This is a genomic window from Streptomyces ortus, assembly GCF_026341275.1.
In the GTDB taxonomy this organism is placed as follows: domain Bacteria; phylum Actinomycetota; class Actinomycetes; order Streptomycetales; family Streptomycetaceae; genus Streptomyces; species Streptomyces ortus.
The window spans coordinates 5,598,661-5,622,378 of record NZ_JAIFZO010000002.1; the positions used below are offsets into that span (position 1 = coordinate 5,598,661).

General features: G+C 72.1%; 19 protein-coding genes and 1 pseudogene. 4 read left to right on the forward strand and 16 right to left on the reverse strand.

Annotated features, from left to right (window positions below; genetic code table 11):
• The 13 genes and pseudogenes from K3769_RS28125 to K3769_RS28185 all read right to left on the reverse strand — a co-directional run bounded on the left by K3769_RS28125 (nt 1) and on the right by K3769_RS28185 (nt 16,832).
• Complete coding sequence (locus K3769_RS28125) at nt 1-2,799, reverse strand: serine/threonine-protein kinase (RefSeq protein ID WP_267029063.1); 2,799 nt, start codon at nt 2,797-2,799, stop codon at nt 1-3.
• Nucleotides 2,796-4,118 (reverse strand): hypothetical protein, encoded by a 1,323-nt coding sequence (locus K3769_RS28130; RefSeq protein WP_267029064.1) that lies wholly within the window; start codon nt 4,116-4,118, stop codon nt 2,796-2,798. Before K3769_RS28130 ends, K3769_RS28125 begins: the two co-directional genes overlap by 4 nt.
• A gap of 116 nt (nt 4,119-4,234) precedes the next feature.
• The gene (locus K3769_RS28135) at nt 4,235-5,251 is read right to left on the reverse strand and encodes a glutamate ABC transporter substrate-binding protein (protein ID WP_267029065.1); all 1,017 of its coding nucleotides are present in this window, start codon (nt 5,249-5,251) and stop codon (nt 4,235-4,237) included.
• A gap of 14 nt (nt 5,252-5,265) precedes the next feature.
• On the reverse strand, nt 5,266-6,735 hold the full coding sequence (locus K3769_RS28140) for a GlnX family signal transduction membrane protein (protein ID WP_267029066.1): 1,470 nt from the start codon (nt 6,733-6,735) through the stop codon (nt 5,266-5,268).
• 201 nt (nt 6,736-6,936) lie between these two features.
• Nucleotides 6,937-7,944, reverse strand: a complete 1,008-nt coding sequence (locus K3769_RS28145; RefSeq protein ID WP_267029067.1) for an N-acetylglucosamine kinase — start codon at nt 7,942-7,944, stop codon at nt 6,937-6,939.
• Nucleotides 7,935-9,200 carry a 6-phospho-beta-glucosidase gene (locus K3769_RS28150; protein ID WP_267029068.1) on the reverse strand — a complete coding sequence of 422 codons (1,266 nt, stop codon included), beginning with the start codon at nt 9,198-9,200 and terminating at the stop codon, nt 7,935-7,937. The genes K3769_RS28145 and K3769_RS28150 overlap by 10 nt, the downstream gene beginning before the upstream one ends.
• A gap of 2 nt (nt 9,201-9,202) precedes the next feature.
• Nucleotides 9,203-10,120: a carbohydrate ABC transporter permease gene (locus K3769_RS28155; protein ID WP_267029069.1), complete on the reverse strand. Its 918-nt coding sequence runs from the start codon at nt 10,118-10,120 to the stop codon at nt 9,203-9,205.
• A 4-nt stretch (nt 10,121-10,124) separates the two neighbouring features.
• Nucleotides 10,125-11,072, reverse strand: coding sequence for a carbohydrate ABC transporter permease (locus K3769_RS28160; RefSeq protein ID WP_267029070.1), 948 nt, complete (start codon nt 11,070-11,072; stop codon nt 10,125-10,127).
• Between the two features lie 6 nt (nt 11,073-11,078).
• Nucleotides 11,079-12,407, reverse strand: coding sequence for an ABC transporter substrate-binding protein (locus K3769_RS28165; RefSeq protein ID WP_372515176.1), 1,329 nt, complete (start codon nt 12,405-12,407; stop codon nt 11,079-11,081).
• Nucleotides 12,408-12,515: 108 nt separating this feature from the next.
• Nucleotides 12,516-13,739 carry an ROK family transcriptional regulator gene (locus K3769_RS28170; RefSeq protein ID WP_267029072.1) on the reverse strand — a complete coding sequence of 408 codons (1,224 nt, stop codon included), beginning with the start codon at nt 13,737-13,739 and terminating at the stop codon, nt 12,516-12,518.
• 231 nt (nt 13,740-13,970) lie between these two features.
• Entirely contained in the window at nt 13,971-15,101 is a 1,131-nt protein-coding gene (locus K3769_RS28175; protein ID WP_267029073.1) for a glycoside hydrolase family 43 protein, read from the reverse strand.
• Between the two features lie 147 nt (nt 15,102-15,248).
• Nucleotides 15,249-15,680 (reverse strand): annotated as a pseudogene (locus K3769_RS28180) (DUF397 domain-containing protein); the annotation flags it as partial.
• Between the two features lie 69 nt (nt 15,681-15,749).
• Nucleotides 15,750-16,832, reverse strand: coding sequence for a mechanosensitive ion channel family protein (locus K3769_RS28185; RefSeq protein ID WP_267029074.1), 1,083 nt, complete (start codon nt 16,830-16,832; stop codon nt 15,750-15,752).
• A 282-nt stretch (nt 16,833-17,114) separates the two neighbouring features.
• On the opposite strand from K3769_RS28185, the gene K3769_RS28190 reads away from it, so the two are divergent.
• Nucleotides 17,115-17,651, forward strand: a complete 537-nt coding sequence (locus K3769_RS28190) for an HNH endonuclease (protein WP_107016193.1) — start codon at nt 17,115-17,117, stop codon at nt 17,649-17,651.
• Between the two features lie 72 nt (nt 17,652-17,723).
• On the opposite strand, the gene K3769_RS28195 is transcribed toward K3769_RS28190, so the two are convergent.
• From K3769_RS28195 to K3769_RS28205, 3 genes are read right to left on the reverse strand one after another with little or no spacing between them, the layout of a single operon-like run.
• Complete coding sequence (locus K3769_RS28195) at nt 17,724-19,082, reverse strand: ABC transporter permease family protein (RefSeq protein WP_267029075.1); 1,359 nt, start codon at nt 19,080-19,082, stop codon at nt 17,724-17,726.
• A complete protein-coding gene (locus K3769_RS28200) occupies nt 19,079-19,810 on the reverse strand; it encodes an ABC transporter ATP-binding protein (protein ID WP_267029076.1) in 732 nt (243 codons plus the stop codon). The genes K3769_RS28195 and K3769_RS28200 overlap by 4 nt, the downstream gene beginning before the upstream one ends.
• Nucleotides 19,807-20,376 carry a PadR family transcriptional regulator gene (locus K3769_RS28205; protein WP_267029077.1) on the reverse strand — a complete coding sequence of 190 codons (570 nt, stop codon included), beginning with the start codon at nt 20,374-20,376 and terminating at the stop codon, nt 19,807-19,809. Before K3769_RS28205 ends, K3769_RS28200 begins: the two co-directional genes overlap by 4 nt.
• A 219-nt stretch (nt 20,377-20,595) precedes the next feature.
• On the opposite strand from K3769_RS28205, the gene K3769_RS28210 reads away from it, so the two are divergent.
• The 3 genes from K3769_RS28210 to K3769_RS28220 all read left to right on the forward strand — a co-directional run bounded on the left by K3769_RS28210 (nt 20,596) and on the right by K3769_RS28220 (nt 23,560).
• Nucleotides 20,596-20,865, forward strand: a complete 270-nt coding sequence (locus K3769_RS28210) for a hypothetical protein (RefSeq protein WP_267029078.1) — start codon at nt 20,596-20,598, stop codon at nt 20,863-20,865.
• Complete coding sequence (malQ, locus tag K3769_RS28215) at nt 20,865-23,174, forward strand: 4-alpha-glucanotransferase (protein ID WP_267029079.1); 2,310 nt, start codon at nt 20,865-20,867, stop codon at nt 23,172-23,174. The genes K3769_RS28210 and malQ overlap by 1 nt, the downstream gene beginning before the upstream one ends.
• 89 nt (nt 23,175-23,263) lie before the next feature.
• Nucleotides 23,264-23,560, forward strand: a complete 297-nt coding sequence (locus K3769_RS28220; RefSeq protein ID WP_267029080.1) for a hypothetical protein — start codon at nt 23,264-23,266, stop codon at nt 23,558-23,560.
• The last annotated feature ends 158 nt before the right edge of the window (nt 23,561-23,718 follow it).

The window sequence follows — 23,718 nt, forward strand, 5'->3', positions numbered from 1 at the left end:
TTACACCCACGTCCGGGGGCGGTAGCGGTTGGCGCGCTCCACCAGATCGATCCTCTCCTCGCCACCCTGGGCGAGCCGGGCCAGTGTCCGGTACGAACGCTCCAGTCCGAAGCGCAGGCCCCGCTCGTCCAGGTCACTGCCGAGCAGTACGGTCCGCGCACCGGTGTTCGAGGGCGCGGAACCCTGGATACCGGAGAGTACCCAGTCCAGGGCGCAGCCAAGGACCTCTGTGGACAACTGCTCGCGGCGCACCGCGTCCAGGCCGTACCCGTCCAGCGCCTCGACCTGGGCCGCGGCCGAGGTCAGCTCGTCCAGGAACGGCGTCACAGCGCCCCCGGAAGACCCAGGAGCCACAGCGGCTCCCGTGGCCCCGGGCGGAGCCCCCGGCGCTCCCGGCGGGCGCGGAGCGGCCTCGGCCAGCCGCTGCCTCAGCCGTGCCCGGACCGCGGCGACCCGGGCCGCCGTGTAGTGGATCGAGGACTCCGGCACCGACTCCAGCGTCCGTACGGCGCCGGTGCGGTCGCCCGCCGCGAGCTGGACGCGGGCCAGGCCGAACGCGGCGCTCACATAGCTCGGGTCGGTGATCCACACCAGCCGGTAGTACTCGGCGGCGTTGTCCAGCTGCCCGAGGACCTCCGCGCACAGGCCGAGGGCCAGCTTGGGCGCGGGCTCGCCCGGGAACGCGTCGTAGATGGCGTCGAAGGACACCGCCGCCACCTCGTGGTCGCCGGCCGCGAGCGCCGCGACGCCCCGGTACCAGACGACCCGCCAGTCGTCGGGGTGGTCCCTCTCCAGCGTTTCGAGCGCGCTGGTCGCCTCGTCGAGCTCGCCCAGCTCCAGGCGGGCCCGCAGTTCGCGCAGCCGCAGCTCGGGGGAGCCGGCGGGGGCCGACCGCAGGGCGCTGATCAGCTCGCCGGGCGCGGACGTCATGAGGCCGGCCAGGAACCCGGCGTTCGGATCGCCGGGGTCGACATGGGGGACCGGGAGCGCCAGCGAGGCGGCCGAGGTGTTCAGCGGCTTGATGAGGGAGGCGGGGTCGGGCACCGGAAGAGAGGAACCGTTCGTTCCGGTCGCCGAAGCCGAAGCCGAAGCCGAAGCCGAAGCCGAAGCCGAAGCCGGAGCCGGAGCCGGAGCCGAAGCCGGAGCCGAAGCCGAAGCCGGCGCCCCGTTCGTCCCGGCCGGCAGCCGCGGCGCGCCGTTCGCCCCGGCGGTCACCGCCGCCGCGCCCCGCTTCTCCCGTTTCCCCCGCTTCTCCCGTACGGACTCCACCCGTACGCCCAGCCGTGACACATCGCCGTTCAGCTTGCCGAACAACTCCGTGTCCGTGACCCGCAGTTCGGGACCGAACAGGGTGGAGAGCGCGGGCCGCGGCCGGCCCGTCTGCGTGGCGACGACCTCGCGCAGCACACCCGTGAGCTGCTCGGCCATCTCCTGCGCGGAGGCGAACCTGCGGGCCGGATCGGGGTCGGTGGCCCGTACGAGCAGCCGGTAGAACGACTCGTAGGTGCGGAAGACCTCGATGTTGTCGGGGTCGGGCAGGGAGTCCACGAACACGTTCGTGTAGCCCTGGAAGTCGAAGGTCATCACGGCCAGGGTGCGGGCGACCGTGTACAGGTCGGAGGCGACCGAGGGGCCCACGTCGGCGACCTCCGGGGCCTGGTAGCCGACCGTGCCGTAGATGGCCGACTCGTCGTCGTCCATCCTGCGCACCGCGCCCATGTCGATCAGCTTGAGCTGGTCCTCGGTCTGTATCGCGTTGTCGACCTTGAAGTCGCAGTACAGGAGGTTGCGGCTGTGCAGATGGCCCAGCGCCTCCAGCGCCTCGATGCCGTACGCGCAGGCCTGCTCCACCGGCAGCGGGTCCCGCTTGCCGGTCGCGGTGCGGCGGTCGTTGGCGATCTCCTTGAGCGACTTGCCGCCGACGTACTCCATGACGATGTAGCCGTCGAGGGAGCCGGTGCGCTGGTCGAGGTGCTCCACGAAGTTGTAGATCCGCACGATGTTCGAGTGCTCGATCTCGGCGAGGAAGCGGCGCTCGGAGATCGCGGCGGCCATGGCGTCCTGGTCGCCGGTGTCGAGGAGGCCCTTGAGGACCACCCAGCGGTCGGACACCGCCCGGTCGACGGCCAGATAGACCCAGCCGAGCCCGCCGTGCGCCAGACAGCCCATGACCTCGTACTGGCCGTGCACGATGTCACCGGTCCGCAGCTTCGGCACGAACGAGTACGGGTGGCCGCACTTGGTGCAGAAACCCTCCGTGCGGCCGGACCGCTCCCCGCGCGAACGCCCCACCGGCGCCCCGCAGTCGGACCGCGAGCAGAATCGCTTCCGCTCCGGAACCTCGGGGTTCTCCTGCACCATCGCGTGCGGATCGGGCCGCGGCACGTCCGGCACCTGGACGAGACCGACACCGAGCCGCCCGCGGCTGGAGGAACCGGCCGCCGAACCGGAACTGCGCACCGACACCGAACGGCCCGACGAGCGCCCCGAGACGGCCCGCGAGAGACGGCCCGACACCGACCGCCGGGACTGGGAGGAGCGCGCCGAGGAGCGGGCCGACGCACGGGAGCCGGAGCGCGAACTGCCGCTGCCGGAGCCGCGCGAGTTCCGGCCGCCCGCCGTGATCCCGGTCGGCGGCGAACCAACCGAGCCGGTCGACGAGACGACCGGCGCCAGACCGCAGGTGTCGCAGTACAGCTCGCCGCCGCCCACGTCCTCGTACGACCCGGGGCAGCCGGGCCGCTGACACTGCTTCTGCTGACTCTCCTGACCCGGCCGGCTCTCGTTCGGCTGACTCATGACTCCCCCCTCCGGTCCTGCGGTCCGCCGTCGCCGGGGACCCTCGGCACCAGTACTTCGGCGGCTGCCTGCTGATAGCGCAGCACCGCCTGTTCCGCCACGCGCAGGTCGCAGGGCGCGCTCCACAGCATGCGGCGCGCCGCGTCGTACCGCTCCACCAGCAGCGGATCCTCCGCGAAGCCGAGCCGGGCGACCTTCGCCTTGTACGCGTCGAGCCGGCCGCGCAGTTCGGCGCGGACCGCGAGCGGCGCGGTGACCGCGGTCAACGACTCGCGGGCGCGCAGCAGTTCGTCCTCGGCCTTCTCCTCCAGGGACTCCAGCAGGGGTGAGAGGCGGTGCCACTGCGCGTGCCTGCGGTACTCGGAGGCCATGGCCAGCTGTTCCTGCAGCGCGGTCGGCGGGCCGCTCACCGCGGGCACCTCGGAGGCGGCGATCTTCGCCAGCACCTCGCCGCGCGCGCTCCGCGCCTCGGCCAGGGTGCGGTCCGCGCGGCTCAGCACGTCCCGCAGCCGCACCAGCCGCGCCTCCGCGTCCTGCCGCACGGTGAGCACGGCGTCGATCTCGCGGCGCACCTCGTCCAGGGCGCGTGCCTCGCGGTCGTAGCGCGTCGTGTCGGGCCGGCCGCCGCCCGGCGCCGAACTGCCCTGCGCGGGCGCCCAGAAGGCCAGCGGGTCGGACACCACCTGCTCGCGCAACGACGTCAGGGTGCGGGTGATCCGCTCCAGGTCGTCGCCCGAGGGGTGCTCACCGGGCCGTACGCCCACGGAGTGCGCGAGCCTGCGGGTGCGCTGCAGTTCCGCGGCCAGTAAATCTATCCGGGCGGGCAGCGCCGACCAGACGGCGTCGGCGGTGACGACCATGTCCAGCGAGGTCGCGTACAGCTCGTTCATCCGCTCGACGAGTTCGGCGAGGGTGAAGCGCTCGCTCAGTCGGCCCGTGCCCGCCATCGTGGGCGCGGCGGCCGTCGCGGTCGCGCTGCCGGCCACCGTGACGCTCTCGCCGCGCAGCAGTTCCGTCAGTTCGACGAGGTCGTCGCGGCTCGACCAGCGTCTGCGGGAACGGATCTCGCGCGCGGTGCGCAGCGCGTCGGCGTACGCGTCGAAGTAGGACCAGAGCAGGGTGATCGACGCCTCGGCGGTGCTCCAGCGCTCCTTGGTCGTGCCCGTCAGCTCGGCACCTTCGAGGAGTCTGCGGCCCGCGTGGTCCTGGAGGGCGAGGAGCGAGGTCTCGATGGCCTCGTGCTCCGCGCCGAGCCGCGCCAGCGCACGGTCCACCTCGTCCCGGTCCAGTACCGGCCCGGATGGTCCCGCGACGCCCATCGATCACCCCTCGTTTCCTGTTGCCCGCGCCGGTCTGTGCCGATACCGCTCGTCCCGCGCCGCTCGTCTCGTCGTCCCGCTGCGAAAGTACCCGCGGAACTACCGGAGTGTCATGGTCATTTGTACTGGACCGGGGGTGGCCCGGACGACTCACCGAGGCTCTCGGCGAGCCACTTGTCGTACGACTTCTGCCAGCCGTCCTTGCGGTAGTCCACCAGGATCCCGTTGACCCGGCGCACCAGGTCGTCGGCGCCCTTCCTCATCGCCACGCCGTAGAACTCGTCCGTGAACGGCTCGCCCTTGAGCCCGACCGTCGGATCCTGCGCGGCCTGGCTGGCGGCGAGCGCCCCGTCGGTCACCACCGCGTCGGCCTCGCCGAGCTGCAGCCGTACCAGGCAGTCGAGTTGGTTCGGCACGGTGCGGTCCTTGAAGTCGGCGGATGCCGGGAGGGTGCCGGCCGTCCTCGCCGCGTCCAGCGCGTCCCAGGCGGTCGAGCTCTTCGCCGTGCAGATGCGCTTGTCCGCCAGTGACTTGTCGAGGCCGGTGATGTCCGACTTCTTCGGGGCGAGCACCTGCTGGCCGGTCTCGAAGTACGGCGAGGAGAAAGCGACCTGCTTCAGCCGCTCGCAGTTGATCGTCATGGTGCGCACCACCATGTCGACCTTGCCGTCCTGGATCGCCGGGACGCGCTGGTCGGTGGGGATGGCCCGGAAGCGGATGTTGCCGGGCCTGTCCCCGACGATCTTGTCCGCGATCTCGTGCGCGAGGTCGATGTCGAAGCCCTCCAGCTCGGCGTCGTCCGACTCGCTGTTCGGGTCGCGATAGCCGAAGCGGTAGCTGTTCTGGTCGACCCCGACGATCAGAAAACCGCGCTCCTTGATCTTCTGGACCGTCGTGCCGTTCTGGTCGCCCGAGGACGGTGACAGGCTCTGCTTCTCGGGGTCCGGGCACTTCGCAGCCCTGATCTGGTCGCCCTTGGCCGTGCCCGGCCCGCCGAGGGCCTCCGTGTCGGTCTGCCGTGACTGGGTCACCGGCAGCAGCAGCGCGAAGACCGCCGCCAGGGCGCAGACGACCGCCATGGCCCCCACTCCGCCCCAGCCCCGCAGGCTGGCTCGCAGACGTCGTGCGTTCATCGTCATGCCCCCTCTCACCGGTACTCCGACAGCCTGCGCCCGACGCCGAGCAACGCGCCGGCGGCGGCCAGCACGGCGAGCACCGCGGCGCCCGGTACGAGGCCGTCCATCGCGCCCCGGCCGTCACCGGCCGCCTGCTCGAACTCGGCGCGCTCGTGCTTGAGCGCGGCCTCCAGGTTCGTGTCCACGCTGTCGAAGCACTCGCCCGTCGGCTTGTCCGCGGAGGAGCCGATGATCTTGGCGAGGGCGCCCTGGTAGTTGCCCAGCGTGTCCTGGTCGCGGGCTTGCGCGTGCCGTTCCTTCCAGACCTTCATGCTGCCGGTCGCCGTCTCGACCGGCTTCACCCCGGCGCTGTCGTCGGCGAGCTCGGCGGCGGCGGCCAGCTTCGTGGTGAGGACCTTCATCTGCTGCTCGAAGCTGTAGTCGAACGTGTCCACGGTCCTCTTGTCGGCGCCCGAGCCCAGGTCCATGGTCTCCGCGCCGCGGGAGACCAGCGTCAGGTTCTCGTTGCTGCGGGCCTTGAGCGAGGCCAGCCGGGCGTCGTTGAGCGTGTTCAGGGAGCGCACACCGTGGTCGTACGAGTCGTTCAGGCCGGCGCGGGCGACGGTGTGGCCGACGACCAGCCAGAGCAGGACGACCGTGGTCGCGGCCGTGGCGGCGACCAGGCCGTGGTTCAGCACGCGGTTCGTCCGGCGGTAGTTGCGCCGCTGGGCCCACCCGAGGCCGCCGATGGCCACGGCGCCGGCGCCGATCGCGATCCACGGATAGGGCGTCGCGTCGTTGTAGTCGGAGCGCAGCCGCTGGTTCTCCACCGTGTAGAGATCCTCGGCGTCCCGCAGCATGATCTGCATCTTCGCGTTCGCGTACCGCAGGTAGGCGCCCCCGAGGGGGTAGCCCTGGCGGTTGTTGGCGCGGGCCCGCTCGACCAGGCCCTTGTACTCGGGGAGCATCGTGTTCAGCTTGGTGATGGTCTTCGCCGAGGGGGAGTCGGGCTGGGAGTTGGCCGCCGCCGTCACCAGTTTGTCGGCGGCCTGGCCGATGTTGCGCTCGTAGTCGTCGCGGGACGTCTTCGTCTCCTGGCCGCCCGCGAGGAAGCCGCTCGACGCCGCCGTGTTGGCGGCGGCGAGGGAGCGGTAGATGTCCGCCGCGTCGGCGCTCAGCGGCTGGCTGCTGTGCAGCACGTCGTCCGCGGCGGCCGAACGTTCCGTCATCTCCCAGGCGGTGAGCGCGCCGAACGCGACGACCAGGACGGCGAGGACCGCGCCGATGATGCGCAGCCTGCCGGGCTCGGTGGTCGCCCCGGCCTTCAGCCGGTCGACGCCCTCCGCCCACGCCGTGCGCCGCGGCGGCCCGGCGCCGGGCGTACCCGGCCGGCCCCGCGGCCCCGGCGGCGGAGCCTGCGGTGGGACCTGCGGTGGGACCGCGGGTGACGCGCCCGCCCGCCCCCGCGGTGGCACCGCCGTGCTCTGCTGCTGGTCTGTCACCTGACCTCCCCCATGGTCGTCGCCGGTCACCTCCGCCCGGCGCCGAGGAGCACGGGAGGAGACGCACGGCCGCAAGTATCCCCGCCGGGACCGACATCCGACCAGGTCTTGACGCGATCTTGGTCGGATTGCGGCCCGGTGAAGATCCCGCACCCCCTGCCCATGAATACGCCAACCCGAACTGTTCGGTTCCCCGCGTGCTCAGACCCTCTCGTAAAACTCCCGCACGCGCGCGTGCGCCCGTCCCGGGGCGCCCTGGCGGTCGAGGCCGAGGAGCGCGGCGCCGAGGACCGGCCGGGCGGTGACGACCCGGGGCACGGCCTTGGGGGCCCGCTCCGCCAGCAGCTCCCGTACGCGGTCGTCGAGTTGGGGATGGCGGGCGGCCAGCACCCCGCCGCCGAGCAGCACCGGCGCCTCCTCGCCCAGCAGGTCGAGGCGGGTGAGCGCGACGACCGCCATGCTCACGATCTCGTCCGCCAGCCGGTCGACGAGCGCGCGGGCCACCGGGTCGCCGTCCGCCGCCGTGGCGAACAGGACCGGCGTCAGCTCGTGCCGCCGCGGGTCCGCGATGCGGCCCAGGTGCAGGGCCTCGATCAGCGCGTACATCGTGGGCAGGCCGAAGTGCGCGGGCAGGGCGCGGGCCAGTTCGGTCGGGGCGCCCCGGCCGTCCTCGGCGCGCGCCGCGTGCCACAGCGCCTCCTCGGCGAGGCCCGAGCCGCCGCCCCAGTCGCCGGAAAGGCGGCCCAGGGCGGGGAAGCGGGCGACCCGGCCGTCGGGCCGCATCCCCACGCAGTTGATGCCCGCGCCGCACACCACGGCGACGCCCCGCGGCTCCTCGACACCGGCCCGCAGTATCGCGAAGGTGTCGTTGCGGACCTCCACGGTCGTCCCCCACGCGCGCGCGTGCAGCGCGGCGGCCAACTGCTCCTCCTCCACCGGCAGATCGGCGTTGGCGAGACACGCCGAGACATGGCCGACGGCGGTGACGCCCGCGGCGGCGAAGGCCCGGCCGACGGCGTCGGCGAGCGTGTCCACCGCCTGCCGGACGCCGACGACGGGAGGCCGGAACCCGCCGCCGCGCGCCGTGGCGAGCACGCTCCCGTCGGCCGCCACGACCGCGACATCGGTCTTGCTGTTGCCCGCGTCGACGGCGAGGACGGTCCCGCCGTCGCCCGCACCGTCCCTGGGCACGGTCACCGTCACGCCCACGCGAGGTGCTCCCGGTTGTGCGCGATCAGCCGGTCGGTGAGACCGTCGGCCAGCGCGTACTGGCCGACCAGGGGATGCGCGAGCAGCGCCCGGAACACCCGCTCGCGGCCCCCGCGCAGGGCGGCCTCCAGGGCCAGGTCCTCGTACGCGGTGACGTTCGCCATCAGCCCCGCGAACAGTGGGTCCACCGGCGCCACGGGCAGCGGGGCGGCCCCCGAGCGCCCGACCGCCGCCTGCACCTCGATCACCGCGTCGTCGGGCAGGAACGGCAGCGTCCCCCGGTTGTGGGTGTTCACCACCTGGTACGGGCTGCCGCCCCCGCCCAGCAGGGAGGCGGCGAGGTCGACGGCGGCCTCCGAGTAGTAGGCGCCGCCCCGCCTGCCCAGCAGCGCCGGCTTCTCGTCGAGCGCCGGGTCGCCGTACATCGTCAGCAACTCCCGTTCCATCGCGGCCACTTCCGCGGCCCGCGACGGCTTCGTACCCAGCTCCCGTACGACCTCGTCGTGCGCGTAGAAGTAGCGCAGGTAGTAGGACGGCACGACGCCCAGGCGGTCGAGGACGCCGCTCGGCAGGCGCAGGTCCCCGGCGATCGCGTCGCCGTGCTCGGCGAGCAGCTTCGGCAGGACGTTCTCGCCCTCGGGGCCGCCGAGTCGCACATGGGTTTCCCAGGTGAGGTGGTTCAGACCCACATGGTCCAGATGCACATCGGTGGGGGCGACCCCCAGCATGGTGGCGAACTTGCGCTGGAATCCGATCGCCACGTTGCACAGTCCGACCGCCTTGTGACCGGCCTGGAGGAGGGCGCGGGTCACGATGCCGACGGGGTTGGTGAAATCGATGATCCAGGCGTCCGGGTTGGCCCGCCGGACACGCTCGGCGATGTCGAGCACCACCGGGACCGTACGCAGCGCCTTGGCGAGGCCGCCCGCGCCGGTGGTCTCCTGGCCGACGCAGCCGCACTCCAGCGGCCAGGTCTCGTCCTCGTTGCGGGCGGCCTGCCCGCCCACGCGCAACTGGAGCAGCACCGCGTCGGCGCCCGCCACGCCCGCGTCGAGGTCGTCGGTCGTGGTGATCCGCCCGGGGTGCCCCTGCTTGGCGAAGATACGCCGGGCCAGCCCGCCGACCAGTTCGAGGCGGTCGAGCGCCGGGTCGACGAGGACCAGTTCCTCGACGGGCAGCGTGTCGCGCAGCCGCGCGAAGCCGTCGATGAGTTCAGGGGTGTAGGTGGAGCCCCCGCCCACTACTGCGAGTTTCATTCTCAGCCCTTCACTCCGGTGAGCGTGACGCCCTCGACGAACGCCTTCTGTGCGAAGAAGAACACGAGGATCACGGGTGCCATGACCAGGACGGTCGCGGCCATCGTCAGATTCCAGTCGGTGTGGTGCGCGCCCTTGAAGGACTCCAGGCCGTAGCTCAGGGTCCAGGCGGCGGGATTCTCGGACGCGTAGATCTGCGGTCCGAAGTAGTCGTTCCAGGCGTAGAAGAACTGAAACAGCGCGACGGCCGCGATTCCCGGCTTCGCCATCGGCAGCACGACCTTCAGCAGGGTCTTCAGCTCCCCGCAGCCGTCGACCCTCGCCGCGTCGAGGTACTCGTTCGGGATCGTCATCAAAAACTGCCGCAGCAGGAAGATGGAGAACGCGTCGCCGAACGCCATCGGGATGATCAGCGGCCACAGCGTGCCCGACAGATCCAGCTGCTTCGCCCAGAACAGGTACATCGGGATGATGATGACCTGCGGCGGCAGCATCATCATCGAGATGACCAGCATCAGAGACAGGTTCCGGCCACGGAAGCGGAACTTGGCGAGCGCGTACGCCACCGGGATCGAGGACGCGACCGTCAGCGCGGTGCCCACGCCCGCGTACAGGAGGGTGTTGCGCCACCAGGTGAGGAAGCCGGGGGTGTCGAAGACCTTCGTGTAGTTGCCCCACTCCCAGGTGTCCGGGACCAGGTCCCTGGTCAGTGTCTGGTCGTCGCTCATCAGCGAGGTCAGCACGACGAACACGAAGGGCAGCACGAAGAACAGCGCGGCGGCGACACCGAGCGCGTGCACGGCGATCCACTCCAGGAGCGCCTTGCGGCGGGCGGTGCGCTCGGCGGGGGTGACGGGCGGCTTCGGTGCCGCCGGGTCCACGTGCCGCGCCGGTACGCGGACTTCGGTCGTCTGGGCCATGGGTTCAGTCACCTGCCTGGATGAGACCGCCGCGGCGCCGCATCAGGAACGCGGTGAACAGCATGGACAGCGCGAACAGCACCAGCGCGACCACGCACGCGGAGCCGTAGTCGAACCGCTGGAAGCCGAGGTTGTAGACGAGCTGGGGCAGGGTGAGCGTCGACTTGTCGGGGTAGCCCGGTTCGAACTGCTGGCCCGAGCCGCCGATGATCCCGGAGGCCACCTTCCCCGCGACCAGTGGCTGTGTGTAGTACTGCATCGTCTGGATGACCCCCGTGACGACGGCGAACATCACGATCGGCGAGATGTTCGGCAGGGTCACGAACCGGAACCGCTGCCAGGCCGACGCGCCGTCCAGCTCGGCGGCCTCGTACTGCTCCCTCGGTACGTCGAGCAGCGCGGCCATGAAGATGACCATCAGGTCGCCGACGCCCCACAGGGCCAGCATGGTGAGCGCGGGCTTGGACCAGGTGGCGTCCGTGAACCAGCCGGGCGTCGGCAGACCGAGGTCGCCGAGGACCGAGTTCACCGGTCCCGTACCTGGGTTGAGCAGGAACACGAAGGCCAGCGTGGCGGCGACCGGCGGCGCCAGATAGGGCAGGTAGAACAGCGTGCGGAAGACTCCCGCGCCGGTCTTGATCTTCGTGATCAGCAGGCCGATGCCCAGGCCGAAGACGACCCGGAAGGTGACCATGACGAGCACCAGCCACAGGGTGTTGCGCAGGGCGGGCCAGAACATGGGGTAGTCGTTGAAGACGTAGCTCCAGTTGTCCAGCCCCCGGAACTCGGGGACACCGAAGCCGTCGTACTTCATGAACGAGAAGTACACGGTCGAGATCAGCGGGTACGCGAAGAAGACGCCGAAGCCGATCAGCCACGGCGACATGAAGGCGGCCGTGCGCAGGGCCTGTTTCCGGCGTTTGGTACGCAGAGTCGGTGTGAGGGTGGCCATGGGGCGCTACTTCGCCTGCTCGATGTCACGGTCGATCTGGTCGGCGGTCTTCTTCAGACCGGCCTTGAGATCCTTCACCTTCCCGGACTCGTACTGGTAGCCGAAGTCCTGCAGAGTCGTCTGGTACGTCGCGCCGTTGACGGAGGCCGGCGGGGTGTTCGACCCCGGGTGCCGGGCGATCTCCACGAAGGTCTTGAAGCCCCCCTCGACCTTCAGGTCGGGCGACTTGAGCGCGTCGAACGTGGACGGCACGTTGTGGATGGCGTTGGCGAACGACACGACGGCCTCGGTGTCGGTCGTCATGTACTTCATCAGTTCCCAGGCCGCGTTCTGCTTCTCGCTCTGCGGCGCGATACCCATGATCGTGCCGGACAGGAACCCCTTGCCGTACTCGTCCACCTCGTCGTCGGCGACGGGCATGGGTGCGGTGCCGATCTCGAACTTCACCCCCGCGTCCTTCGCCATCCCCAGCCGCCACTCGCCGTCGAGCTGCATCGCGACCTGGCCGGTCTGGAAGGGGTGCTTGGCGCCCCACTCGTCGCCGAACGTGTTGCGGTACCTCTCCAGCTTCTGGAACCCGCCGAGTTCGCCGACGAGCTTCTTCTGGTACGTGAACATCTCCGCGAAGGCCGGGTCCTCGGCGATGTTCGACTTGCCGCTCTTGTCGAAGTAGGAGTGGTCCCACTGCGACATGTAGTGGTCCACCACCGTCTCGTAGCCGTGGAAGTTCGGCATGAAGCCGAGCTGCGCGTAGGAGTCGCCCTTGGACTTGGTGAGCTTCTTCGCGTCCTCGGCGAACTCGGTCCAGGTCTTCGGGGGCGACTTGATGCCGGCCGCCTCGAAGGCGTCCTTGTTGTAGTAGAGGCCGTACGCGTCGCCGAGCAGCGGCAGCGCGCACCGGGTGCCCTCGAACTCGGTGTACTCCAGCATCGGCTTCGGGATGATCGCGTCGAGGTCGAGCTTCGACTTCTCGATGAACGGCTTGAGGTCGGCGAAGGCGCCCGACGAGCAGAACTTGCCGACGTTGGACGTGGTGAACGAGGAGACGACGTCGGGCCCGTTCGAACCGCCCGCGCGCAGGGCCTGGTTGAGCTTGTCGTCGTTGATGTTGCCGACGACCTTCACCTTGATGTTGGGGTGCGCCTTCTCGAAGCGGGCGATGTTCTCCTGGATCGCCTTCACCTCGGCGGGCGCGCTCCACCCGTGCCAGAACGTGATCGTGGTCTTCGCGTTCGGATCGTCCGTGGCGCCGGAGCCGGACGAGCCGGTACAGCCGGTACCGCCGGTGGCGAGGAGGGCTATCGACGCGGCGGCGAGCACCGCTTTACGGGGCATTCCGGGCATGACGGGGTCTCCCTATGAGCAGGGCGGGCTGGACGGGGAAGAGGGCGGAGCCGGGAAGAGGGTGTGCGGTGGCCCTGCGTCGGGCCGGTCGGGGGTCGGTCAGTGGGCCGAGGTGTCGAAGACCTCGTCGCGGGTGGCGGCGAGCGCGCTCTCCAGCGCGCCGCGCAGCACGGGCTGTTCATGGACGTCGCCGACGACGAGGCGCGGCCGGGACGCGGCCAGCTCCTCCAGCTCGGCCTGCACCAGCGCGCGCAGGGGTTCGCCGCCCCTGCTGAGCGAGGCGCCGCTGAGCACGACGAGTTCGGGGTCGAGGACGGAGACGAGCGAGGCGAGACCGGTGGCGAGCCCGGTTGCGTACGTCTTCAGCAGTTCCCGGTGCGGGCCCGCGTCGACGTCGGCGGCCTGCTCGACGAGGGCGGCGGCGACCTCGGTGTACGGGCCCGACGGGATGGGCTTGATGCCCAGTTCGCGGGCGAGCTTCGGGATGGCCTGGGAACCGGCCAGTTCCTGGTAACCACCGCTGTTGGCCTTGGTGACGTGCCGGACCAGGGGCGCGCCGGGTACGGGCAGGAAGCCGACCTCGCCCGCGCCGCCGGTCCAGCCGCGGTGCAGCCGTCCGCCGAGGACGAGGGCGGCGCCCAGGCCCCCCTCGTTCCACAGCAGGACGAAGTCGTCGTGGCCCCGGGCGGCGCCGAGCTGCTGTTCGGCGACGGCGGCGAGGTTGACGTCGTTCTCGTACTCGACGGGCATCGGCAGCGCCGCGGCGAGCTCGTCGAGCAGGGCGGGGGAGTGCCAGCCGGGCAGGTGGGAGGCGTAGCGCAGGCGGCCCGTGTTGGGGTCGAAGGCGCCGGGGGTGCCGATGACGAGCCGCTGGACGTCGGCCCGGACCAGCCCCGCCGCCTTCACCGCGCCGTCGAGGGCGTCGGTGACCTGTCGTACGACGGTGTGGGCGGCACGGCGGCCGGGGGTGGGCAGTTCGTACTCGCCGACCGTCCGCCCGGTCACATCGGCGACGGCGGCGAGGATGCGCTCGGGGGTGACGTCGAGCCCGGCGGCGTACGCGGCGGACGGATTCACCGCGTACAGCTGGGCGTTCGGCCCGGGGCGCCCTTCGCTCGTCCCGGTGACGACGACGAGCCCTGCCGCCTCCAGTCGGGCGAGCAGCTGGGAGGCGGTCGGCTTCGAGAGACCCGTCAGCTTGCCGATCCGGGTGCGGGAGAGCGGGCCGTGCTCCAGCAGGAGGTCGAGCGCGGCGCGGTCGTTCATGGCGCGCAGCACGCGAGGGGTACCCGGTGTGCCGGATGTTCCTGCCGTTCCCGCCATGACGGTCGCCACCTGCCTTTCGGCTGCCCAGCTTTCCAGTGTGATTACCGGAAAGTCCACCGAGGGATCACCTGGGATCACCGCTGGAGTCACTGTTAGGAAAGTTTCCTATCGATGGGAGGAAGGTAGGCCGGGGGTGGGGGAGACGTCAACAGGTTGCCCCCGCGGCAACGGAGTCGTTACCTGCGGGGGCGGGTGGTGCGAGGGCGGTGCGAGGGCGTCCGTGGCGGCTCACTCGAAGAACTTGAGGCTGAACCCGGTGTTGGTGGGGGAGCCGGGGACGTTGGCGCGGCTGTAGGTGGTGCTGCCCCACCAGACGGCCGTGCCCGTGTACCAGTAGCGGTTGGACCACGAGTACGGCGTGCCCTTCGCGACCGCGTGGAACATCGTCGGGAAGCGGTTGCCCGACGGCGGTCCGGCGGTGGCGTCGCCGCGCGGCAGGACGAACGTGTGGTGGCCGGGGCCGTCGACGTACAGCGTGGGGTCCCAGCCCGGCATCATGGTCGCGGCGTGCGAGCCGAAGAGGCAGCCGTTGCTCTTGTACCAGTCCCACACGTAGGTCGGGTCGCCGCCGGCCCGCAGGCGCAGGTCGGCGATGCAGTACTGGTCGCTCCAGCTGCCGTTGGCGGAGTACGCGATGTGCAGCTGCCCGTTGGGGTCCACGATCGGCTGGGGCGCCTCGTTGATGTACGGGTTGCCGACGATCCGCTCCCACGACTCACGCGGCTGCGAGATGACGTACCGGTCGCCGGTGGAGGTGGTGGGGCCGCTCATCCGGGCGACGTACAGGTTCTGCTCGACGTTGGTGTCACCGGCCCAGCCGGACCACACGAACCAGCGTTGGCCGTTGAAGGTGAAGGGGGCTCCGTCGATGGCCCACTTGTCGCCGGGCAGGGCGACCTTGGTGGCGGCGGAGTAGCCGGTGGCCGGGCTGGCCGAGCTGATGTGGTACATCCGGTGGGCGGCGCCGGTGCCGGCGGCGAAGTAGATGCGGTAGGCGCCGTCGTGGTGGACGATCTCGGGCGCCCAGACCTCACCGAGCCCGCCGGTGTCCCGCCACACCTGCTGCTTGGGCGCGCTCGCGATCCCCTCCAGGGTGGCCGCCGTCCGCACGGCGATCCCGCCGTCCACGGACTTGGCGGCGACGTAGAGGTCACCGACCTTGATGACGCTGGGGTCGGCGCCGCCGAGGGTGGTGCGGCCCCGGACGGACGCGGGCGCGTCGGCGGTCGCCGCGACGCCTCCCGCGGAGACGGCCCCGGCGGGCCCGGCGGCGGTCGCGGCCTGCCCGAGAGCGAGGAGGAGGGTGGCCGCGAGCCCGAGCGGAATCAGCCGGGCGAGCCGACGGCGGAGGGGAGGCATCAGATGGGTCCTCCTGATCGTGTCCACGTCAGAGAGCGCTCTCGGATCATCTCGGGGCGGTGCTCGGCCGTCAATACGGCGGAGGCCGGCTGCCTCGGCAGAACCATGGGGCAGGCGGCCGTGCACGACTTGAGGATGCCGCCGGCGTCACTCGAACGAACGCGCTGAACCGTTGCGGCGGCCGTCGAGGCCCCGTGCGGCGGTGAACTCCGCCCACGCTGTGGGGGAGAGGCGGAGTTTCGGGCCGTCGGGGTCCTTGAGGCGGGCCGTGCGGTCGAAGAAGTCGCTGTACGTGCCGTTCTCGGCCGGGTTCTCCACCCACACCGCAGCAGCGATGGCGTCCACGGGGACCACGTCCACGGCTCCCGTCTCCGCGAACGAGACGATGTTGAACGGGCCGGTGATGCAGGGGTGGCCGCCCGTGCGGAACGGCAGTACCCGGAGCCGTACGTTCGGAAGCTGGGCCACTTGCGGCAGGTGCTCCGACTGGGCCCGCATCACGGCGGGTCCGCCGACCAGTTGTCGTAGTGCGGCTTCCCGGACGACCGCGTACGCATGGAGCGGCTGTTCGCCACGTGCGGGGCGGTTCCGGAGTGCTTCCGGAACCGCCCCGCACGCGCATGAGCCCGTATGAGAAACCTCTCGCCCCTACTTCGCCCCACCCGACGGAACGACCGCCGGAGGTGTCAGGGGGGACGCCGCCTGGGACTGGGCCGAGCCGGTGTTCGAGTAGGCCGAGGGGGGTGCCATGCCCGCCGTCGGGTCCGCGGGCGGGGAGTCCTCCGCCGGGGCCGGGAGGCCGCCCACGATGCTGATGTCCGCACGGTCGAAGGCCTGCTTGATGCGCCAGCGCAGTTCGCGCTCCACGGAGAGGGCCTTGCCCGGCATGGTCTTCGCGCTGACGCGGACGACCATCGAGTCCAGGATCACGCTGTCCAGGCCCAGGACCTCTATCGGGCCCCACAGCCGCTCGTTCCAGGGCTCGTCCTTGCTCATCGCCTCGCCGACCTCGGCGAGCACCGAGCGGACGCGGTCCAGGTCCTCGTCCGAGCGGACCGTGACGTCGACGCCGGCCGTGGCCCAGCCCTGGGAGAGGTTGCCGATGCGTTTGACCTCGCCGTTGCGGACGTACCAGATCTCGCCGTTGTCGCCGCGGAGCTTGGTGACCCGCAGGCCCACCTCGATGACCTCGCCGGACGCCACCCCCGCGTCGACCGTGTCGCCTACGCCGTACTGGTCCTCCAGGATCATGAAAACGCCGGAGAGGAAATCCGTCACGAGGTTGCGGGCGCCGAAACCGATCGCCACACCCGCCACACCCGCCGAGGCCAGCAGCGGCGCCAGGTTGATCTGGAACGTGCCCAGGATCATCAGCGCCGCCGTGCCCACTATCAGGAAGGACGCGACCGAACGGAGGACCGAACCGATGGCCTGGGAGCGCTGGCGCCGGCGTTCGACGTTGACCAGGAGGCCGCCGAGCGCCGTGCCGTCGACGGCCTGGGCCGTTCGGTTCATCCGGTCGATGAACTTCGTGATGGTCCGCCGCACGGCCACTCTCAGCACCACCGCGATGATCACGATGAGCAGGACGCGCAGTCCGATGCTGAGCCAGGTGGACCAGTTCTGCTCCACCCAGCTTGCGGCGTTGGTGGCGCCTTCCTGGGCGTCCTGGAGCGTCGGTGACGTCGGTTCCTCGGTGGGATCGGCGACCGACAGGACGGACAAGAACACGGCAGGTACCTCCAGGCGTAGCGGCCCGCCCGTGGCAGGGGACAAGGGGACATTTGGTGGAATGCCTACGGGCGGAAACACCACACTAACGGGGCACCGTGTGCGGATCGTTGCAATGTTCGAGGGAGAGACTGTGCTCACGTGGGGATGAAGGAGATGTGGTCGAAAACACTCCCAGCCCGTTACCGGGACATGGTGGCGCTTCCACCAGGCATGAGGGGAGACTGACTGCAGATCGTCCCGGCGCGAGCCACGCGCCGCCGGCGTACAAGGAGGCCGTCCGTGCCGCATGTCCTGGTCCTCAACGCGTCGTACGAGCCCCTCGGCGTCGTACCGCTCCGCCGCGCACTCGTCCTGGTCCTTGAGAACAAGGCAGTTTCTCTTGAGGAATCCGGCGCCTTCATGCACAGCGCCACCGTCACCGTCCCCGCGCCCAGCGTGGTCCGGCTGAAGAGGTTCGTACGGGTCCCTTACCGGGGGCCCGTTCCGCTGACCCGACGGGCGCTGTTCGCCCGGGACGGCGGCCGGTGCATGTACTGCGGTGGCGTCGCAACCAGCGTCGACCACGTCATCCCGCGCAGCCGCGGGGGTCAGCACGTCTGGGACAACGTGGTGGCGTCCTGCCGCCGCTGCAACCACACCAAGGCCGACCGCCACCTGGTCGAGATCGGCTGGCGCCTGCGCCACAAACCCGCCCCGCCGTCGGGGCTCGCGTGGCGCATCATCGGCACCGGGCACCGGGACCCGCGCTGGCTGCCCTACCTGCAGCCGTACGGCGCGGAGGACGCGATGGCCCGGATCGACGGCATCTCCGCCTGACGATCCGGGCCTTTGGTTTGCCCCGGCCGGCTCCGGGCCCGCCCCCCGGGGCCCGGAGCCGCCCGGGTGCCGCTACGTGAAGCGCAGTTCCGCCGGGCGGAGCGTGCGGCGCAGCAGCGGCAGGGAGGTGGCGGCGGCGAGCAGACATGCCCCGTACACGGCCACGGGCACGAGCAGCGGGACCAGCACCGGCACGACGACGGCGTCCGCGGCCTTCGCGTACGCGAGGTGGACCGCCGTGCCGCCGGCCGCCGCGAGCAGCATCGCCGGGGCCAGCGGCAGCGCGGTCTCCAGGAGCAGCGCCCGGCCGAGCACCCGGTGCGGTACGCCCGCCGCGGCCTGCGCGGCCAGCCCCCGGCGCCGGGTGGCGAGCGATTCGGCGGTGCCCACGGCGAGCCCGCCCAGGCTGATCAGCAGCGCCAGCAGGACGGCCGCGCCCGTCAGATCGACGCCGGTGGTGTAGAACGCCACGTCGTGGGCCTCGTACGGCAGACCTTCCCGTGGGTGGTGCACGGCGTCGAGGAAGACCTGCCGTACGCCCACGAAGCCGACCCCCACCACGGCCACCAGGAGCACCGCGGCGTGGGTGCGCGCCGTGGCCCACGGGTCGCTGCGGAGCCGTTCGGCGGCGAGCAGGACCGCGGGGCTGCCGGTCCGCGCGGCGAGCCGCCCGCCGACGGCGCGGGCGGTGAGCCCGGCGACCGCCACCGCCCCCGTGCCGGTCAGCGCCACCGCGGCGAACACCAGCAGGGGCAGCGGGGTGGCCCCCGGTCCGGTGTTCCGCACCACGATCAGCAAGGTGGCCGGCCCCACCAGCACCGCCGGTACCAGCAGGGCGAGCGTGGCGGGCCTGCCGTGCTCCGGCCGTCGTACGCGGCGCACCCAGCCGAGCGGCGAGGCCACGACCCGGCGCAGCGCGACCACGCTCACCAGCACGGCGAGGAGCGGCACGGCGAGCGTCACCAGCACGAAGCCGGCCCACGCCGCCGGCGGCAGCCCCTGCCGCAGCAGACTCACCGTGAGCAGCGCGCAGAACACCGCGGCGACCGACGCCCCCAGGAGGCAGGCGAGGCCCGACTCCAGGGCCGCGACGCGCCGCACCTGCCCCGGTGTCGCCCCGGCGAGGCGCAGCCCGGCCAGCCTGCGGTCACGGTGCACGGCGCCGATACGCGCGCACTGGCCGAGGAAGCCGAGCACCGGCACCCACAGGAGCAGCAGCGTCACGACCACGCCGGCGCGCTGCGAAGGCTGGTTCAGGAGGCCGTGGAAGTACGACGCGGACACCTGCCCCTCCACCGAGGCGACCGCGACCGCCGCGAGCCCGAGGCCGGTGGCCAGGGCCGCCCCCACCGCCGTGAGCGTCACCCGCCACCACTCCCGGCGGTCCGAGCCCCGTGTCAGCAGCCACGCCAGTCCGAGATCCCCGGTCATCGGGTCGCCCCCAGGGCCGTCGCGTCCTCGGAGACGGCCCCGTCGCGCAGCCGTACCTCACGGTCCGCGTACGCCGCCACCTGCGCGTCGTGCGTGATCAGCAGTACGGCCGTGCCGGTCTCCCGGGCCGTGTGCGTCAGGGCCGTCATCACCTGCTCGCTCGCCAGGGAGTCGAGCGCGCCGGTGGGTTCGTCGGCGAAGACGACCTTGGGCCCCGTCACCAACGCTCGTGCCAGTGCCACCCGTTGAGCCTGGCCGCCGCTCATCTCGCCGGGCCGCAGCCCCTCCTGGCCGCGTACGCCGAAGCGCTCCAGCCAGGCGCCCGCCTGCTCGTGGGCGGCGCCGCGGGAGGCTCTGCGGGAAGTCTCGCGGGAGGCTCCCGCGAGGAGCAGGGGCAGCGCCACGTTGTCGAGCGCCGTCAGCTCGGGGATCAGCTGCCCGAACTGGAACACCACCCCGAACTCCGTACGCCGCAGCTCGCTCAGCCGTTCCTCCGGGAGCCGGTCGAGGCGCTGCCCGGCGTAGACGACCGAGCCCTCGTCGGGCCGGACGATCCCGGCGAGGCAGTGCAGCAGCGTGGATTTGCCGCTGCCGCTCGCGCCGGTGACGGCGAGGATCTCGCCCGCGTACAGGTCGACGGCGGCGCCGCGCAGCGCCCGGGTCCCGCCGTGTGCCTTGGTCAGGCCCCGGGCCGCCAGGATCGGCGCGGCCTCGTGCGTACTGCTCATGTCGGGTCGACCTCCGCGGTCAGAGTGGTGAGCCGGGCCGCGGTGGTGGTCATCCAGCGCAGATCGGCGTCGAGGTGGTTGAGGGCGTAGTCGGCCGAGAGGACCGTCGCGAGGTCGGCGCCCGGCGCGGTCTTGACGGCCGTGAGCTCCCTCATCCGGGTCATGTGCGCGGCGCGCTGGGCGATGAGGTAGCGGGCCGGGTCGGCCGTGGGCGCCGGATCCGGGGCGGACGCGGGGGCGGTCGTCGCCAGGATCGCGCAGACGACCTTGGCGAAGATCTCGTTCGTCACGAAGGGGGCGGGCGGGGTGATCTCGGCCGTCCAGCCGGCCAGTTCCTTCGCGCCCTCGGTGGTGGACCGGTACAGCGTCCGCTCCGGACCGCCGTCCGAGTCGGTCCCGTCGATCTCGGCGAGACCGTCGCGGACCAGGCGCTGCAGCGTCGTGTAGACCTGCCCGTACGCCAGCGGGCGGGCCTGCGGGAAGCGTTCGTCGTGGCGTCGCTTGAGGTCGTAGCCGTGGCTGGGCCCTCCTGCGAGCAGGCCCAGCAGGATGTGGCGGGTGCTCATGGGCCTCAGTATGCACTCAATATATGTAGCGAGTGAATAGTTGGGGAGAGGTTATGGGTGAGGGTTACTTGGGGTGGTTGGACGGGTGCTTTTGGTGATGTGGGTCGTCCGGGACAGAATGTGAGCAGGAGCACGATGTCCCGGCCGGTACGTCTGCGGGCCCGCGCGTTGGGTAGGGGCTCGCGTGACCCTGCCCGCACGACGAACAAGGAGGCCCCCGTGGCCGCATCGGCTCAGCTTCTGCTCTCGGCCCTCTCCAAACGCCCGGCGGACGTGCCCGCCGACCCCGGATCCGACCCCCACCCGCTCTACTGCATCTTCAACGCCGGCGCCGAGGGCTCCTGCGCCGAGGCACCGCTCACGAGCGAGCCGCCGCTGGCCGCCGCCGCGCCCCTCACCAGTGAACCTCCGCTCGCCGACGCCGCGCCCCTGACGAGTGAGCCGACTCCCCTGGGTGCCGCCGCCGGCCTGGACCCGTCGGGGGTCTGATGCCGCTCTCCCGGCTCGCCGCGCTGTACGGCGTCGCCACGTCCTACAGTCCGTCCCCGGACCGCACGGTCCCGGCCTCGGACGCCGCGGTCGTCGCCGCGCTCACCGCGCTGGGCGTCGCCGCGGGTACGCCGGCCGCGGTCCGCGGCTCCCTCGCGGCGCGCGAGACGGAACTCCGGGAACGGCTGCTGCCGCCGACGGTGGTGTGCTGGACCGACGCGGACGCGGACGCAGACGCAGACGAAGCCGACGCCGACGGTGATGCCGAGGCAGACAGCGACGCCGGTGCCGACAGCGACAGCGACAGCGGTCCGGAGTCCGCGTCCGCCGACCATGGCCCCGGAGCCGCCGTGGGCGGGGGCGGTGCCGCAGCCGAGGACGACCCGGGAACTGCCGCGTCGGCCGACGCCCCGAGCGACGCCCCGAGCGGCGGCCCGCCCGGTGGCTCCTTGCTCGAAGCCGCCCTCGCCGCCCTGCCCGTCGGGACCCGGTTGCGGGTCCGGACCGAGCAGGGGGAGGTCCGGGAATCCGTCGAGCGGTTGCCGGTGGGGGTGCACGAGTTGACCGCCACCGCCCCCGACGGGCGTATCGCGCGGGCCCATCTCGTCGTCGCCCCGGCGAGGCTGCCCGCGCCCGAGGGACGTACGTACGGGCTGCTCGTGCAGGTCTACTCCCTGCTCTCCCGGCGCTCCTGGGGGATGGGCGACCTCGGGGACCTCACCGAGCTGACCGCCTGGGCGGGACGCGCGCTCGGGGCCGGCTTCGTCCAGGTCAACCCCATGCACGCGGCCGTGCCCGGCGCTCCCACCGACCCCTCCCCGTACCGGCCCTCCTCGCGCCGCTACCCCGACCCCGTGTACCTGCGCGTCGAGGACATCCCCGAGTTCGCGTACGTCGACGAGAACGACCGCGAACGGCTGCTCGCGCTGCTGGCGCGCGCCCGCGAGCTGCGCGGATCCGTGCTCGACGAGGGCGCGTTGATCGACCGCGACGCCGTGTGGGAGCTGAAGCGCGAAGCCCTCGAACTGGTGCGGAAGGTGCCGCTCGGCCCCGGCCGCCGGGCCGCCTACTGCGACTTCCTCGCCGAGGAGGGCGAGGCGCTGGAGGACCACGCCACCTGGTACGCCCTCGCGGAGGTGTACGGCTCCGACTGGACGCGCTGGCCGCAGGGCCTGCGCGACCCCCGCTCGGCCGAGACCGCCCGCGCCCGCTCCGAGCTGATGGACCGCGTCGACTTCCACAGCAGGCTCGCCTGGCTGACCGACGCCCAGCTCGCCACCGCCCAGCGCGGCGCCCGCGACGCCGGGATGCCGGTCGGGCTCGTCCACGACCTCGCCGTCGGGGTGCACCCCGGGGGCGCCGACGCCTGGGCGCAGCAGGAAGTCTTCGCGGCCGGCATGTCGGTCGGCGCGCCCCCGGACGCGTTCAGCGTCCAGGGCCAGGACTGGGGGCTGCCGCCCTGGCGCCCGGACCGGCTCGCCGAGTCCGGCTACGCCCCGTACCGCCGCCTCCTGCGCGCCCTCTTCCGGTACGCGGGCGCCCTGCGCATCGACCACGTCATGGGCCTCTTCCGCCTCTGGTGGGTCCCGCAGGGCCGCCCGGCCACCGAGGGCACGTACGTCAGGTACGACGCCGAGGCCATGCTCGCGATCCTCGCCCTGGAGGCCTCCCGGGCCGGCGCCCTGGTGATCGGCGAGGACCTCGGCACGGTGGAACCGGGTGTGCGCGAGACCCTCCAGGAGCACGGCGTGCTCGGCACCTCCGTCCTGTGGTTCGAACGCGACTGGGACGGTACGGGCCTGCCGCTGCCCCCGGAGAGCTGGCGCGCCGACTGTCTCGCCACCGCCACCACCCACGACCTGCCGTCCACCGCCTCCCGCCTCACCGGCGACCACGTCGAACTCCGCGACCGGCTGGGCCTGTTGACCCGCCCGGTGGACGAGGAGCGGGCCGAGGCGGCGGCGGACGTGGGGGAGTGGCTGGCGCTGCTCGCCCGGCTCGGGCTGTTGCAGGGGGCCGCCGGGGGTGTCTCGGAGCAGTCGGAGGAGGCCGAGATCCAGGCCGTGCACCGCTTCCTGCTGCGTACCCCCGCCCGTCTCGTCGGGGTCTGGCTCCCGGACGCCGTCGGTGACCGCCGCCCGCAGAACCTGCCGGGCACCTGGGACCAGTACCCGAACTGGCGCCTGCCCGTCGCCGACGCCGAGGGCCGCCCCGTCACCCTGGAGGAACTGGCCGCCTCACCCCGGCTGCACGCCCTCATGGACGTGCTGCGCGGCGGGTCCGGCGACGCCCCCGGGCCCTCCGCGTGAGGCCCGGGAACCCGTACCGCACCCCGCCCGGCACCCCGTACGGCACCCCCGGGCGCGCGGCCCCGGGAGGAGTTCGCTACGTTTGCACCGTGGACAAGAAGAACGCCCTGCGAGCCGGCGCCCTGGCTGCCGGTACGACGCTGATGATGCTGATGATGTCGTCCCCCGCGCTCGCGCTGACGCGCGACGACGGCGACGACCCCGCGCAGAAGCTGAGCGTCATCGAGACGCTGGGGCTCTATGTCGCGGCACCGATCGGGCTGTTCGCGCTGATCGCCGGTCTGGTCTGGGTGCTCGACGGTTCGACGGACCGCGAGCCGAGGCGCAAGCCGGGAGGCCGGGGCCAGGGCAAGATGCAGGGCCCGGACCAGGTCCGCGCCTCCTGAATCCCGGTTCCCACCGAGATCTCGCTCCTTCCGCCGAGGGCACCGTCCTCGCACCCGTGGGCCACCCGCCGCACGGGGCGAGAACGGTGCCCTCGGCGCGTTCGAGGGTCCGCACGACGGCCGTGCCATCGCCCCGCACCAGGCAATCCCGCATCAGG